Source organism: Streptomyces sp. NPDC058671 (assembly GCF_042716475.1).
Taxonomy (GTDB): Bacteria; Actinomycetota; Actinomycetes; order Streptomycetales; family Streptomycetaceae; genus Streptomyces.
In genome coordinates this window covers 209,634-223,777 of sequence record NZ_JBHXSA010000004.1, presented here as the reverse complement: position 1 = coordinate 223,777, position 14,144 = coordinate 209,634, and the positions used below count along the sequence as shown (strand labels likewise).

General features: G+C 72.4%; 9 protein-coding genes. All 9 read left to right on the top strand.

All coding sequences use genetic code 11. From position 1 onward, the window contains the following. Nucleotides 1-1,080: an ABC transporter ATP-binding protein gene (locus ACFWV2_RS07385; RefSeq protein WP_384403283.1), complete on the top strand. Its 1,080-nt coding sequence runs from the start codon at nt 1-3 to the stop codon at nt 1,078-1,080. Between the two features lie 688 nt (nt 1,081-1,768). Next, complete coding sequence (locus ACFWV2_RS07380) at nt 1,769-2,359, top strand: cysteine hydrolase (protein ID WP_384403037.1); 591 nt, start codon at nt 1,769-1,771, stop codon at nt 2,357-2,359. A 57-nt stretch (nt 2,360-2,416) separates the two neighbouring features. Continuing rightward, on the top strand, nt 2,417-3,442 hold the full coding sequence (gene hypE / locus ACFWV2_RS07375; RefSeq protein ID WP_384403034.1) for a hydrogenase expression/formation protein HypE: 1,026 nt from the start codon (nt 2,417-2,419) through the stop codon (nt 3,440-3,442). A gap of 3 nt (nt 3,443-3,445) precedes the next feature. Beyond that, nucleotides 3,446-5,890, top strand: coding sequence for a carbamoyltransferase HypF (hypF, locus tag ACFWV2_RS07370; protein WP_384403031.1), 2,445 nt, complete (start codon nt 3,446-3,448; stop codon nt 5,888-5,890). After that, entirely contained in the window at nt 5,887-7,224 is a 1,338-nt protein-coding gene (locus tag ACFWV2_RS07365) for an acetyl-CoA carboxylase biotin carboxylase subunit family protein (RefSeq protein WP_384403028.1), read from the top strand. The genes hypF and ACFWV2_RS07365 overlap by 4 nt, the downstream gene beginning before the upstream one ends. 32 nt (nt 7,225-7,256) lie before the next feature. Next, nucleotides 7,257-9,890, top strand: coding sequence for an ATP-grasp domain-containing protein (locus ACFWV2_RS07360; RefSeq protein ID WP_384403025.1), 2,634 nt, complete (start codon nt 7,257-7,259; stop codon nt 9,888-9,890). Then, nucleotides 9,887-11,164: an MFS transporter gene (locus ACFWV2_RS07355; RefSeq protein WP_384403022.1), complete on the top strand. Its 1,278-nt coding sequence runs from the start codon at nt 9,887-9,889 to the stop codon at nt 11,162-11,164. Before ACFWV2_RS07360 ends, ACFWV2_RS07355 begins: the two co-directional genes overlap by 4 nt. A gap of 146 nt (nt 11,165-11,310) precedes the next feature. Beyond that, entirely contained in the window at nt 11,311-12,834 is a 1,524-nt protein-coding gene (locus ACFWV2_RS07350) for a pyridoxal phosphate-dependent decarboxylase family protein (RefSeq protein ID WP_384403019.1), read from the top strand. Between the two features lie 46 nt (nt 12,835-12,880). After that, a complete protein-coding gene (locus ACFWV2_RS07345; protein ID WP_384403015.1) occupies nt 12,881-14,098 on the top strand; it encodes a fatty acid desaturase in 1,218 nt (405 codons plus the stop codon). The last annotated feature ends 46 nt before the right edge of the window (nt 14,099-14,144 follow it).

Here is a 14,144-nt window from a genome sequence, read left to right as displayed (position 1 = left end):
ATGAACGACCTTCAGGTCAGCGGGGTCGTCAAGGCGTACGGCGGCGGGGCGGGGCCCGTCCTCGACGGCCTCGACCTCACCGTTCCCGGAGGCGCCCTCGCCGCCGTCCTCGGCCCCTCCGGCTGCGGCAAGACCACCCTGCTGCGGGTGATCGCCGGCTTCCTCAAGGCCGACGCCGGCACCGTGACCGTGGCCGGCCGGCTCCTCGGCGGCCCCGGAGTCCACCTGCCGCCCGAGCGGCGGCGCATCGGGATCGTGCCCCAGGAGGGCGCGCTCTTCCCGCACCTGAGCGTGGCCCGCAACATCGCCTTCGGCATCACGGACCGCGACCGGACGACCCGGCGCGCCCGGGGGGGGGAGATGCTGGACCTGGTGGGGCTGCCCGGCTACGGCGACCGCATGCCGCACGAGCTCTCCGGCGGCCAGCAGCAGCGCGTGGCCCTCGCCCGCGCGCTCGCCCCGCGGCCCCATCTCGTGCTGCTCGACGAGCCGTTCAGCGCGCTCGACAGCGGGCTACGCGGAGCCGTACGGGCGGAGGTCCGTGCCGTGCTGCGGGAGAGCGGCGCGACCGGCCTGCTCGTCACCCACGACCAGCAGGAGGCGCTCTCCACGGCCGACCTCGTCGCCGTCCTCCGCGAGGGGCGCGTCGCCCAGTGCGCCACCCCGGAGGACCTCTACCACCGGCCCGTCGACCCCTGGCTGGCCTCGTTCGTCGGGGACGCCGTGCTCGTACCCGGAACGGCCGACAAGGGCACGGCCACCACCGCGCTCGGACGTGTCCGCCTCGCCGCCGCCCCGGAGGGCCTGCGCGAGGGTCTCGTGCTCCTGCGGCCCGAGCAGCTCCGGCTCGCCGAGCCGGACACCGCCGGCACCGAAGGCCTCGGCACCGGAGGTGCCGTGACCGGAGGTGTCGTCACCGACGTGCGTTTCTTCGGTCACGACGCCATGGTCACCGTCGCCGTGGACGGACTGGACCGGACGGTCGACGTCCGCGCCCCCGGCCCGCTCGGCGTCGGCCTCGGCCGGAGGGTCGGCATCCGTCTGACCGGTGAGGCCACCCTCCACCCGAACACCGGTTGAGACCCGCCGACGTCGCGGATCAGGGGCCGTTCCGGAGAGATCCGGAACGGCCCCTCGATCGTTCTCGGAAGCCTGGCGGAGCCACGGAGCGCCGACACCGGGTCAGGGGCTGAGGCGATCGTGAGCGGCGACTCGCTCGGAACAGGTGACAAGCGTGGACACGCTTTCCGGTGGTAGGTGGGGGCTTCCCCTGGGCGAGTGCGCGGAAGAGCGGTGCGAGGACGGGGGTCGGACACGACGCACGCCGAACCGATCGAGATCATCACGCGGCACAGGCCCGCAGGTCAAGCCCCTTGGTGGCGACGGGCGATGCCCTCGCGACCCTCCGTGCGCGCGGGTGCCCGGCCCGGAATCCGGCCCTCATCCGTCGGCGTGACGCCGACATCGGGGCGCTCGCGAAAGCTTCACAGAATCCCCAAGTGCGTGGCGTTGTTGACGGGTTCATGGAGGGTGTGCAAATCTCGGCCCGCCTGAGGATCTCCGACACTCCGCCTCGGGTCGCACGTGACCGACCACACTTTGCGCCGGGAAGGGCCGCCCCTCTCAACCAGCAGTGTCCCGAACGCTCTTGGAAGAGCGTCACCCCCCATTCTCCAGCAGCACTCATCGACTGCGCCAGCCTGCCCTCCGTCACCCGGGGGCGCGCCGGCAGCGCTCAGTCGTGCTCCGAACCACACGAGGGAATCGCATGGGCAAGATCGCTGTACTCACCAACGACCTGCAGCACGACGTCGTCCACAAGACGCCCGAGCGGACCGCCGCCATGGCCGAGGCGCAGCCCCGCTTCGTCAACTTCCTGGAGGAGATGCGCCGTCGGGGCCACGGCATCTACCACCTCCAGCTGGTGAACCTGCCCGACGACCCCAACGTGGAGCGGGACTTCGACGGAACCCTGCCGCTGCAGCGCGGCAGCGAGGGCGCGGCCATCCTCCGGGACTTCCTCGACCCCTCCGACGCCGTCGTCGAGAAGAACAAGGACAGCGGTTTCTACGAGACGGAGCTGCACGACCTGCTGCAGAAGGACGGCGTGGACACCGTCCTCGTCACCGGCCTGCAGACGCAGATCTGCGTCCAGACGACCGCCGCCGACGCCTTCTTCCGCGGCTACAACATCTGGGTCCCCTCCGACTGCGTGGTGTCCGGCGACCCCGAGGCCCGCGACCGGTCCCTCGAGTGGCTCAGCGGCTACTGCGCCACCGTCGCGGACTCCGAGGAGATCCTCGCCACGCTGGACAGCGAGGGCGAACTGCCCCGCAAGGTCGTCAAGATCCTCCCGTAACACCTCCCTTCCACCGCGCGGACACACCCCACCCCCTACGCCCCGAAGGGAAACCCGATGACCACCCCGGCCACCGAACTCGGTGAAGTCGTCCTGGACCACGGCAGTGGCACCCAGCTCAGCCACGAACTGCTCGCACTGATCGTGGAGACTCTCGGCGATGTCTACATCGGCGAGATGGAGGACAGCGCGATGCTGCCCATCACCACCGGGCAGATAGCCATGACCACCGACTCGTTCGTCGTCGACCCGCCCTTCTTCGGCAACGGGGACATCGGCAAGATCGCGGTCTGCGGAACCGTCAACGACCTCGCGGTGGTGGGCTCCAGGCCGCTCTACCTCACCCTGGGCATGATCCTGGAGACGGGCCTGCCGATCGCCCGCCTCGTGCAGGTCCTGACCTCGATCCGGGAGACCGCGCGCGAGGCCGGCGTCCAGATCGTCTGCGGCGACACCAAGGTCGTCCGCAAGGGCGAAGCGGACCAGATCTACCTCAACACCGCAGGGGTGGGGGTGTTCGAGCGGACCCCGCTGAGGATGCGCAACGTCAGGCCGGGCGACCGGGTGATCCTCAGCGGCCCGATCGGCAACCACACCGTGCACCTGCTCTCCATCCGTGAGGGACTGGGATTCGAGCAGCGGGTCCTGAGCGACTGCGCCCCGATCAACGGCATGCTCGACGCGCTGTTCACCGCCGTCGACGAGGGCGACGTGCGCTCCGTGCGCGACGTCACCCGCGGAGGCCTCGCCGCGGTCCTGCACGAGTACGCGGAGGCGGTCGACCACACCATCCGCATCGAGAAGGACGCGCTGCCGATCCAGTTCGAGACCCTCATGGCCACGGACATGCTGGGCATCGACCCGATCCACTCGGCGAACGAGGGATGCGTCTGCCTGTTCGTCGACCCCTCCGCGGAGCAGAAGGTCCTGGACGCCCTGCGCGCCCACACCTACGGAACCGGCGCCGTCGCCATCGGCGAGGTCACCGAGCAGGACGGCGCACTCGTCCTGATGCGGGACGCCGAAGGCCGCGACTCCGTGGTCGAGGAACTGCTCGGCGCCGAACTCCCGCGGCTCTGCTGACCCATGACCGCCACCGAACAGGAGGTGCGCGGAGGCCCTCCACGGGGTGACTCCGCCACCGCCGCGAGCGGGACCGCCGGAGACCCCGGCGCGAAGCCCGTACGCCGCCTCGCCCGCGTCACCGGAGTGGTCCAGGGCGTCGGATACCGCCCCTTCGTCTACAAGGCGGCACTCGCGCACGGTCTGACGGGATGGGTCCTCAACGACCCCGAGGGCGTGCTCACCGAGGTCACCGGCCCCCTCGCCGTCGTGGAGGCCTTCCTCGCCGAACTCACCGACCACGCGCCGCCGCAGGCGCGGGTCACCGGAGTCCACGTCGAGGAACTGCCCGTGCCGGCCGACCCGCCGACCGGGTTCGTCATCCGGACCAGCGTCCACACGGGCAGCAAGAACACCATCGTCCCCGCCGACGGTCACGTGTGCGCGGACTGCCTCGCCGAACTGCGGGACCCGGCGGACCGCAGGTACCGCTACCCCTTCATCAACTGCACCAACTGCGGACCGCGTTACTCGATCGTGCAGGCCCTGCCGTACGACCGGGCGCAGACCACCATGGCGGACTTCACCATGTGCGCCGCCTGCGCGGCCGAGTACGGCGACCCGCTCGACCGGCGCTACCACGCCCAGCCCAACGCCTGCCGGGACTGCGGCCCCCGGCTCCTGTCGGCCGACGCGGCGGGGCACACCCTGAAGGGCGAGGAGGCGCTGGCGGCCGCGGTGGCGGCGCTGCGCGAGGGGAGGATCGTCGCCGTCAAGAGCGTCGGCGGCTTCCACCTGGCGGTGGACGCCCGCGACGAGGCGGCCGTACGCGGCCTGAGGGCCGGCAAGCGCCGCGACTCCAAGCCGTTCGCCGTCATGGCCCGCGACCTGGAGACCGCGGCGGGCTTCGCCGAGATCGGACCGGCCGAGGCGGAGCTGCTCGCCTCGTCCTCGCGGCCCATCGTGCTCGTCCGCAAGAAGCGGGGTGGGCTGCCCGAGGCGATCGCACCCCGCAACCCGAACATCGGCGTGATGCTGCCCTCGGCGCCCCAGCACCATCTGCTGCTGGCCGAGGAGGGGCTGGACACGCTGGTCATGACCAGCGGAAACATCTCCGGGTACCCGATCGCGTACCGCGACGAGGACGCGCTGGAGCACCTCTTCGCCATCGCGGACCTGATCCTGTACAACGACCGCGCCATCGAGACCAGGGTCGACGACTCGCTCGTACGGTGCTCCGCCCACCCGGAGCTCGACGGTCCCCTGGTCAGTTTCCTGCGCCGGGCCCGCGGCTACGCCCCCTACCCCGTCGAGGTCGGCGTCGAGCTCGCCCCGATGGTCGCCTTCGGCGCCGAGCTCAAGACCACCGTCGCGCTCTCCCGGGGCACCCGGGTCTATCTGAGCCAGCACATCGGGGACCTGAAGAACGACGAGACCTGGGAGTCCCACCAGCAGACGGCACGCCATCTGGCCGCGCTGCACGCGCTGACGCCGCAGAACGCGGCCGTCGACCTGCACCCGCAGTTCCGGGCGACCCGGCTGGCTCTGAAGGAGGAGGGCGCGGGCTACGACCGGGTCGTCCAGGTGCAGCACCACCACGCGCACATGGCCTCCTGCATGGCCGAGAACCGGCTGACCGGCCCCACCCTCGGCGTCGTGTTCGACGGGGCCGGCTACGGCCCGGACGGCACCACCTGGGGCGGCGAGTTCCTCCTCGGGAGCTACCGGGAGGCCCGCCGGGTCGCGCACCTGCGCACCGTCCCCCTGCTGGGCGGCGACCGCGCGGTGAAGGAACCCGTCAGGACCGGTTTCGCCCTGGCCCTGGACGCGCTGGGCGAACCGGAGGCCGCCGTGAGCGCCTTCCCGGTCCTCGGGCAGTGGGACGAGCAGCAGCTGCACGTCTTCGCCACCATGGCCCGGCGCGGGATCAACGCGCCCCTCGCCTCCAGCATGGGCCGGCTGTTCGACGGCGTCGCCGCGTTGCTCGACGTCACCACCCACGCCGAGTACGAGGCGCAGGGGCCGATCGAGCTGGAGGGCCTCCTCGCCCGGGACCTCTCCATGACGGCCCCGGACCTGCGCTACCGCTTCGCGCTCGACACCACGACGGAGACCGTCGAGATCGACCCCCGGCCCGTGGTGCGGGCCCTGGCCCGCGACCTCGCCGACGGCGTGGACCGCGCGGAGATCAGCAGGCGCTTCCACTCGGGTGTCGTCGACATGGTCGTCGACCGCTGCCGGGCCGTCCACGAGACCGAGGGCGCGGACGCCTTCGAGCAGGTGGTGCTCTCCGGCGGCGTCTTCCTCAACGAGTTCCTGCTCGTGAACTGTCTGGTGGAGCTGCGGCGCGCCGGATTCCGCGCGTACTGCCAGCAGCAGGTGCCCACCAACGACGGGGGCATCGCGCTGGGGCAGATCATGGTGGCCCACGCCCGGCTCACGGCGCCCGAAGAGGAGCCGCGCGGATGAACGGACGCGAGCGGACGAGCGGACGCGACGGGACGGGACCGCGGCACGTGGTGGTCCTGCACCGCTGGCGGGACCGGCACGCCCGGTACGCCGCCTACCTCGACCACCGGGCCCTCCGGGTCACCTACGTCACGACGGACCTCGGCCGGTCCTCGGTCCCCGAGGAGGCGGCGGCGGTGCGGACCGTGCGCGCCACCGACGACCCCGTCGAGACGCGGGCGGCGGTCGGCGAGCTGATCGAGCGGTTCGGCCCGGTGACCCGCCTGGTCGCACTCAACGAGGGAGACCTCGACACCGCGGCCGAGCTGCGCGTCGCCTTCGGGTTGCCGGGGCAGACCCCGGCGGAGCTGGAGCGCTTCCGCGACAAGCTGACCATGGTCCGCCTGGTCGACGCCGCGGGTGTACGGGTCCCGGAGTACGCCGCCGCCGACACCGCCGAGGACGTACGGGCCTTCGCCGGTCGCCACGGCTGGCCGGTGGTGGTCAAGCCACGGCGCGGCACGGCCAGCAGGGGCGTGCTCCTGCTGCACGCCGGGGACGAACTCGACGCCCACGCCGGGATCTTCCTGCCGGACCGGCACGAGCCGCGCATCGTGCAGTCCTTCGTGGCCGATCCCGTCCTGCACGTCGACGGACTCTGGACCGGCGGCACGCTCGGCGCCTGGCGCGTCTCGCGCTACGTGAACAACTGCGAGGAGTTCACCAAGGGCCGTTTCCTGGGGTCGGTCGAGGTCGACGATCCGGAAGTCCTCGGACCGCTGGCCGACTTCACCGCCGCGGCGGCCGAGGCGCTCGGCGACGGACGCCCCTGGGTGTTCCACCTGGAGGTGTTCCTCGGCAGGGACTCCGACGGCTCGCCCCGGCCGGTCTTCCTGGAGGCGGGGGCCCGGGTCGGGGGAGGGGAGATCCCGTTCGTGTGGCGTGAGGTGCACGGTCTCGACCTGATGTCCGCGGCCGCGGACATCCAGCTGGGGCGCCCGCCGACCGTACCCGCGGTCGACCGGGAGCCGGCCGCTCCGTCCGTTCCGTCAGCGGCGTCCGTACCGGACACGACGGGCGCGGACCGGTACACGACCGCCGGCTGGCTGCTGTTGCCGCTCCCCGTCCCGCCCCCGTGCGAGGTCACGGCCGTCAGCTGGGCCGCGGGAGACGGCGAGGACGGCCCGTACGCGCGGGTGGTGCCCGAGCCGGGCCAGGTGCTGCCCGCCGTGGGCGGCTACGAACACGTCGCCGCGCGGTTCCGCTTCCGCGGAGCGTCCAGCCGCTCGGTGGAGGCGGCGATCCGCAAGACCGCGGAGTCCTTCGCCATGAGCTGCCGACCCCGGCCCTGCTGACCCCCCCCCACGACAGAAAGTGTGAAACCCGGATGCAAGAGCGCCGACCCCGACTCGTCGTCGTGGGCAGCCGACTGAAGGCCTACCGCGAGTACGCGATGGCCTCCCTGGCCCGTGAGTACGAGATCTCGCTGGTGACCTCCCAGGAACTCACCTGGGAGAAGCCCTACGTCGCGTCCTTCCGCATCGCCGACACCACCCGGGCGGAGACCCTGCGCGAGGCGGTCGAGGAACTGCGCGCGGAGGCGGCGCAGACCGACGGGGCCGGCTCCCCGAAGGCCGGTCTGTTCACCTGGGACGAACTCTCGCTGATCGCCACGGCCCGGGTCGCCGAGCAGCTCGGGCTGCCGCACCTCTCCGCCGCCGCCGCCGAGGCATGCCGGGACAAGTTCACCACCAGGACCCTGCTGGACCGGGCCGGCCTGCCCGGCGTACGGCACCGTCTCGTGGACACCGCCGAGGAGGCGTCCGCCGCCGCGGCCGAGATCGGCTACCCGGTCGTCCTCAAGCCCCGCTCCCTCGCCGGGAGCATGGGGGTGACGCTGGTGCGTGCCGCGTCCGAACTGGCCGACGCCTACGCCCGGGTGGCGGGCACCACCTTCCCCGGCATCCGCACGGAGCGGGGCGTCCTGGTCGAGGAGTACCTGACCGGGCCGGAGATCAGCGTGGACAGCTGCGTCGTCGACGGCGAGGCGGAACCGGTGTTCGTCGCCCGCAAGCGTCTCGGCTACGACCCGGCCTTCGAGGAGGTCGGCCACCTGGTCGGCCCCTGGCGCCACGAGCCGTGGGCCGACGAGGTCGACGCCCTCGTCAGGGCGGCTCACCGGGCCCTCGGCGTCGACCGGGGCCTCACCCACACCGAGATCCGCCTGACCCCCTCCGGCTGCCGCCTCATCGAGCTCAACGGCCGGCTCGGCGGCGACCTCATCCCGTACGTCGGCACCCTGGCCCGCGGCATCGACCTCACGCTCGCCGGCGCGGCGCTGGCCTCGGGCCGCACCCCGGACCTGACCCCCCGGCACGACCGCTACGCCGAGGTGCGGTTCCTGTACCCGCCGCACGACGGCGTCCTGGAGCGCCTGGACCTCGGACGGGCGGACGAGGTCCCCGGTGTGACCGACGTGGTGCCGCTGGCCGCGCCGGGAGACGCACTGCTGCTGCCGCCGCAGGCGCTCACCCCCCGGACCGCCGCCGTCATCGCGACCGGTGACGACGAGACGGCCCTCACCACCGCGCTCGACCGGGCGGAGGCGGAGATCCTGCCCATCCTCGGCGGGTCCCCCCTCGACGGCCTCGGGGCGCTCCTGGAGAACCCGGTCACCCGGCGCTATCTGGCGACGGAGCGGGAGACGGCGCACATGGTCGTCCCGGAGCTGCGCAACGACTGGAACAGCTACGGCGCGGGCGGCGGAAAGGCCCTCAACCGGCCGGTGTTCCTGGACTCCTCGCACCGCGTCCGGCTCGAAGCCGACCTCAACGGTCTGTTCGAGCTGCTGACCACCATCCCCGACCGGCTCTTCGACGGCGACCGCCGTGCCTTCGCCCGCGCCGTCGGCATGACCGACACCCAGGTCGACCTGGTGATGCGGGGCGCGGGCCGCCGGATGCCCGCCATGTCCCGCGCGGACATGTACCGCGAGCCCGGCGGCTTCAAGCTGATGGAGCTCAACACCGGCAGCTCGCTCGGCGGTTGGCAGATGGGCGAGTTCTCCCGCCCGGCGGACCGCAACAGGGCGTTCCAGGACTTCGCCCACCAGGAGCGCCTGACCCACCCCGACCCCATCGGGCGGATCGCCGACGTGCTGCGCGCGGAGGCCGCCGACGCGGGGTTCGAACTGCCCGTACGCCCGGTCCTCGCCCTCACCGAATGGCCCGACGGATACACCTACACCAAGCCGTGGCTGGACTTCGTCGTCCCCGACTGGCTCCGCCACGGCTTCGACGCCGTCGTGTGCAGCCTCGCCGAGTTCGACTACCGCGACGGCGTCCCCCACGTCCACGGACGCAAGGTGGACGTGGTGTACCGGATCTTCCTGCCCGGCGAGATGGCCGACGAGCAGCGCAGCCGCGACCTGGTCGACCCCCTGCTCGACGCGGTCCACGCCGGGGACACCTTCCTGTTCGCCGGCCTCGACTGCGAGCTGTACGGCAACAAGGGCAGCCTCGCCATGCTCAGCGACGAGCGCAACCGCGACGCCTTCACCGCCGACGAACTCGCCCTGGTGGAACGGATCCTGCCCTGGACGCGCTTCCTGCGTGACGAGCCCGTGCACCATGCCGGCGACACCGTCGACCTGCTTCCGTACGTCCTCGCGCACAAGGACTCCCTCGCGCTCAAGCCCACCCTGCTGTACGGCGGGGTCGGCGTCATACCGGGCTGGTCCGTCGCCCAGGAGGAGTGGGAGAAACACATCAGGGGCGCGGTCGGCGGACCGTTCGTCGTCCAGGAACGGGTGCTGCCCGTCGCCGAACGCTTCCTCACCGAGGACGGCCTCGGCTTCGAGCGCATGGTCGTCGCCTACGGCGTGCTCATGGTCGGCGGCGCCTACTCCGGCATGCTGGTGCGCGGCACGCCCGACCCGCGGGTCGGCATCGTCAGCATGTCCAACGGAGCCCAGATCGGCTGCTGCTACCACGTCACCGACGAGCCGGGAGGCGAGGCGTGAAGGCCGGGCGCCCCGGCGGCCTGTGGCGGGACGGCGAGTTCCTCAAGCTGTGGGGCGGCGAGTCGGTCTCGCTGATGGGGGCCCAGATCACCCAGCTGGCGCTCCCGCTGGCGGCGGTCTACCAGTTCCAGGCGTCGTCGACCCAGCTGGGGCTGCTCAACGCGGCCGGCTTCGCCCCCTTCCTCGGGGCGACCCTGTTCATCGGGGTCTGGGTCGACCGGCGGCGCCGCAAGCCCCTCATGATCTGGAGCAACATCGGGCGGGGCCTGCTGGTGGGAAGCGTCCCGCTGTGCGCCTACCTGGACCTGCTGAGGATCGAGTACCTGTACGTGACGGCGCTCCTCGTCGGCGTGCTGACCGTGCTGTTCGACGTCTCCTACCAGTCCTACCTGCCCTCGCTCATCAAGCGGGAGCACCTGGTGGAGGGCAACAGCAAGCTCCAGGCCAGCAACTCCCTCGCCCAGATCGGCGGACCCGGCTTCGCCGGTCTGCTCGTCGGCTGGCTGACGGCCCCGGTCGCCCTGCTCGCCAACGCCTTCTCGTACGCCGTCTCCGTGGCCAGCCTGCTCGCCATCCGGCAGCCGGAACCCGCCCCGGAGGTCCCCGCCGAGAAGACCTCCACCGCCCGGAGCATCGCCGAGGGGCTGCGCGTGGTGCTGCGCAACGGCTCCATCCGGGCCATCGCCCTGGAGGCCGGCACCTACAACTTCTGCTGGATGTCCCTCCAGACCGTCTTCGTGCTGTACGCGGCCAGGGAGCTGGGCATGAGCCCCGGCACCATCGGCCTCGTCCTCGGCGTGGGCGCCATCGGCTCGCTGGTGGGAGCGGTCGCCGCGACCTGGCTGAAGAACCGACTCGGCCTCGGCCGGGCGGTCGTCGCCGAACTGGCGCTGTGCTGCGCGGCCCCGCTCCTCATCCCGCTGGCCCCCGGGGCGGGACCGCTGTCGTACGCCATGTACGTGACGGCCTTCGCCTGCTGCGGCATCGGCTCCACGATGTCCACCATCCACGTCGTGAGCCTGCGCCAGGCGATCACCCCCGACCGCCTCCTCGGCCGGGTGAACGCGGGCTGCCGGTTCATCGCGTGGGGACCGCTGCCGCTCGGCGCCCTGGCCGGCGGACTCCTCGGCGACGCGATCGGCCTGCGCAACACCCTGTACGCGACGGCCTTCACCTTCCTGACCGCGATGCTGTGGATCGTCTTCTCGCCCGTGCCACGCCTGAAGGACTTCCCCGCCCAGCCGATCGGGGAGCCGGTCGACGAGAGGGCGTGACCCGCCCCGTTCTCCCCACCGCGCCGAGGCGCCCGGTCCGCTCCCGGGCGCCCCGCACGCGCGGGAGCCCCACCCGGCTCTCCGACACCGCCGTACGCCGTCCTCGTCCCGAGCGCGGCACACCCCCATCGCAGAGGAGACCCCTCGTGTCCACGTCCGCACCCGGACCCCAGTTCCGGACCGCAGGTACCGCCGCCGGTCTGGAGAGCGTCCGGACCCTGATGAACGCGGCCCTCGACATCCTCCAGGAAGTGTCGGCACAGCGCACGGGACCGGTGGCGCCCGGCGGCCCCGAAGGCGCCAGAGCCGCCGCCCGGGAGGCACTGAGCGGCCCCCTCCTCCCGGAGGACGGCAGCGCGCCCGAGACGGTCCTGTCCGATCTGATCCGTCCGTACGCGCAGTGGTCGGCCGACCTCACCCACCCGGCCGCCCTCGCCCGTATGCAGCCGCCCCCGATCGACGCCGCCGCCGTCGCCGAACTGGTCGCCGCCGTGCTCAACCAGTCCCTCCACGCCTGGGAGAGCGGCCCCTTCGCCCTGGAGCTCGACCGCTGGGTCGTCGCCCGGCTGGCCGAGCTGGCCGGCTACGACCCCGAGGAGGCGGGAGGCACCCTCACACCCGGCGGCAGCGTGTCCAACCTCATGGCGATGACCATGGCCCGCGACACCGTCCTCGCGGAGAAGACCGGCGAGTACCCCTTCCTCGGCGGGATGCGCGCCTGCGCCGGCCAGCCCGTGGTGCTCTGCCCCGTCGGCGTCCACTTCTCCATAGAGCGGGCGGTGCGCCTCCTCGGCATAGGCGAGGAGAACATCGTCACCGTCCCGGTGGACAAGGCCGGCCGGATGATCCCCGAGGAGGCCGACCGCATCCTCCGTGAGCTGCCCGAGGACAGGATCGCCGTCGCCATGGTCGCCGTGGCCGGCTCCACCGACCTCGGCATCGTCGACCCGCTGCCGGAACTCGCGGCCGTCGCCCGCCGCCACGGCGTCTGGCTGCACGCCGACGCGGCGTACGGCGCCGGAGCCCTCTTCTCCCCCCGGCTCCGCGGCCTCCTCGACGGCCTGGCCGAGGCCGACTCGATCACGGTCGACCTGCACAAGTTCGGCTGGTCCCCGGCCTCCTCGGCCGTGCTCCTGGTCCGCCGGGCCGAGACGCTGCTGTCCTTCGGGCTCCAGCCCACCACCTGCCTCAGCGCGGACGACGACACCTGCGCCGGCTTCATCGGCCTCCAGGGCAGCTCCCTGCAGACCACCCGCCGGTCCGACGCGCTGAAGATCGCGGTCACCATGCGCACCCTCGGCGCCAGGACCATGGCGGCCATGGTGGACACCTGCCACGACCTCGCCCGGTACGCGGCGGAGCGGATCGACCGCGAGGCCCGCCTGGAGCTGTTCGCCGAGCCGCCGCTCACCTCGGTGCTCTTCCGCCACCTCCCGCCGCGGGGCGGCGACGCGGAGGCCGACGCGTTCAACGGGCGCCTGCGCCGCCGCCTCATGGAGGAGGGCCGCTCCCTCATCGCCCGCACCCACATCACGGGCGAGGACGGCGTCAGCCGCGTCTACCTGAAGCTCATGCTGCTCAACCCGGAGACCACCCCGGAGCAGCTCGACCACGTCCTGGACGACCTCCTCGCCGCCGCCGAGGAGCTGCGGACCGGAGAGCACGCGTGACACCGCGCCGCACGCCCCGGGAGAGACCAGTGGAGAGAGACCGGCAATGTCCGACGTGAACGCCCCGCGCACGGTGCCCGCGGCCGGCTCCGGCGAGCCGGACCCCGTACGCGAATCCATGCAGGTGCTGCCGCGTGTCTTCGCCGCGCCGCTCACCCTGCTGACCGGCCGGCCGTACGCGGGGCAGCGCCCCGTCCGCCACACGCCCACCCGGCACCTGGTGAACGCCCTCGTCTCGTGCGTGCTCGGCGTGGCCCTCGGCGCGACCGGGCTCGCCGCCGGCGGCGCGCTCCTCGTGCTGCTGGTGCCCGGCTGGGCCGCGGCCCTGCACGGCGCCCGCAACCTGCGGATGATGATCTACCACCAGTGCGCCCACCAGAACATGTGGCGCAAGCGGAATCGTGACGTACTGGTGGGCCGGCTCATCGCCGCGGCGCTCATGATCCAGGACTTCGACCGCTACAGCGCCGAGCACGTCGGCGACCACCACGCCCTGCACCACATGACGACCCGGGACCCGACCGTCCAGGCCTTCCTGGTGACGCTGAAGCTGCGGCCCGGCATGAGCCGCGGCCGGATGTGGCGCAGGGTGCTGGGCGTCTGCGTCTCCCCCTGGTTCCACGCCCGCTTCCTGGTCGCCCGGATCCGCTCGTACTACACCTACGCCCCGCCCGCCTGGCGGGTCGGCACCACCCTGGGGTACGCGCTCCTCGCCGCGCTCGTCACCCGGCTCGACCTGTGGGTGCCGGTCCTCGTCGCCTGGGTCCTCCCGATGACCCTGTTCTTCCAGATCAGCAACGTCTTCCGGCTCTGTGTGAAGCACAGCTTCCCGCAACCGGGCCAGGCCCCCCGCCGCGGCCGGGCGTACTTCGCGAGCCTCACCAACGCGATCTTCGTCGGGGAGCCCGCGCCCTCGCCGCGGCTGCCGGCGCTGCGGCGCCACGCCCTCTGGGCGCGCTGGTGGTTCCGTCTGCTGTTCGTCCACTTCCCCACCCGCTACCTGATCCTCACCGGGGACACGGTCGTGCACGACTACCACCACCGCCATCCCATGAGCCGGGAATGGGCCTCGTACCTCTTCGCGAGGGAGGAGGACCACCGCCGGGGAGCGCCCGGCTGGCCCCCGTACCACGAGGTGTGGGGTCTCGTCCCGGCCGTCGACCACGTCCTCGACTCGCTGCGGACGGCCGATCCCGAGGAGTTCGACCCCGAACGCCTCGCCGAGGTCAACCACCGGGCGCTGTTCATGGCGTTCGAGGACTGACCGACCACCCACGGGTCCCCAGGACACCGGAATCCGAGAGGAAACT

Coding starts and splice junctions, on each gene's coding strand:
- ACFWV2_RS07380 (WP_384403037.1), top strand. CDS start 1,769: ATGGGCAAGATCGCTGTACTCACCAACGACCTGCAGCACGACGTCGTC.
- hypF (WP_384403031.1), top strand. CDS start 3,446: ATGACCGCCACCGAACAGGAGGTGCGCGGAGGCCCTCCACGGGGTGAC.
- hypE (WP_384403034.1), top strand. CDS start 2,417: ATGACCACCCCGGCCACCGAACTCGGTGAAGTCGTCCTGGACCACGGC.
- ACFWV2_RS07385 (WP_384403283.1), top strand. CDS start 1: ATGAACGACCTTCAGGTCAGCGGGGTCGTCAAGGCGTACGGCGGCGGG.
- ACFWV2_RS07365 (WP_384403028.1), top strand. CDS start 5,887: ATGAACGGACGCGAGCGGACGAGCGGACGCGACGGGACGGGACCGCGG.
- ACFWV2_RS07360 (WP_384403025.1), top strand. CDS start 7,257: ATGCAAGAGCGCCGACCCCGACTCGTCGTCGTGGGCAGCCGACTGAAG.
- ACFWV2_RS07345 (WP_384403015.1), top strand. CDS start 12,881: ATGTCCGACGTGAACGCCCCGCGCACGGTGCCCGCGGCCGGCTCCGGC.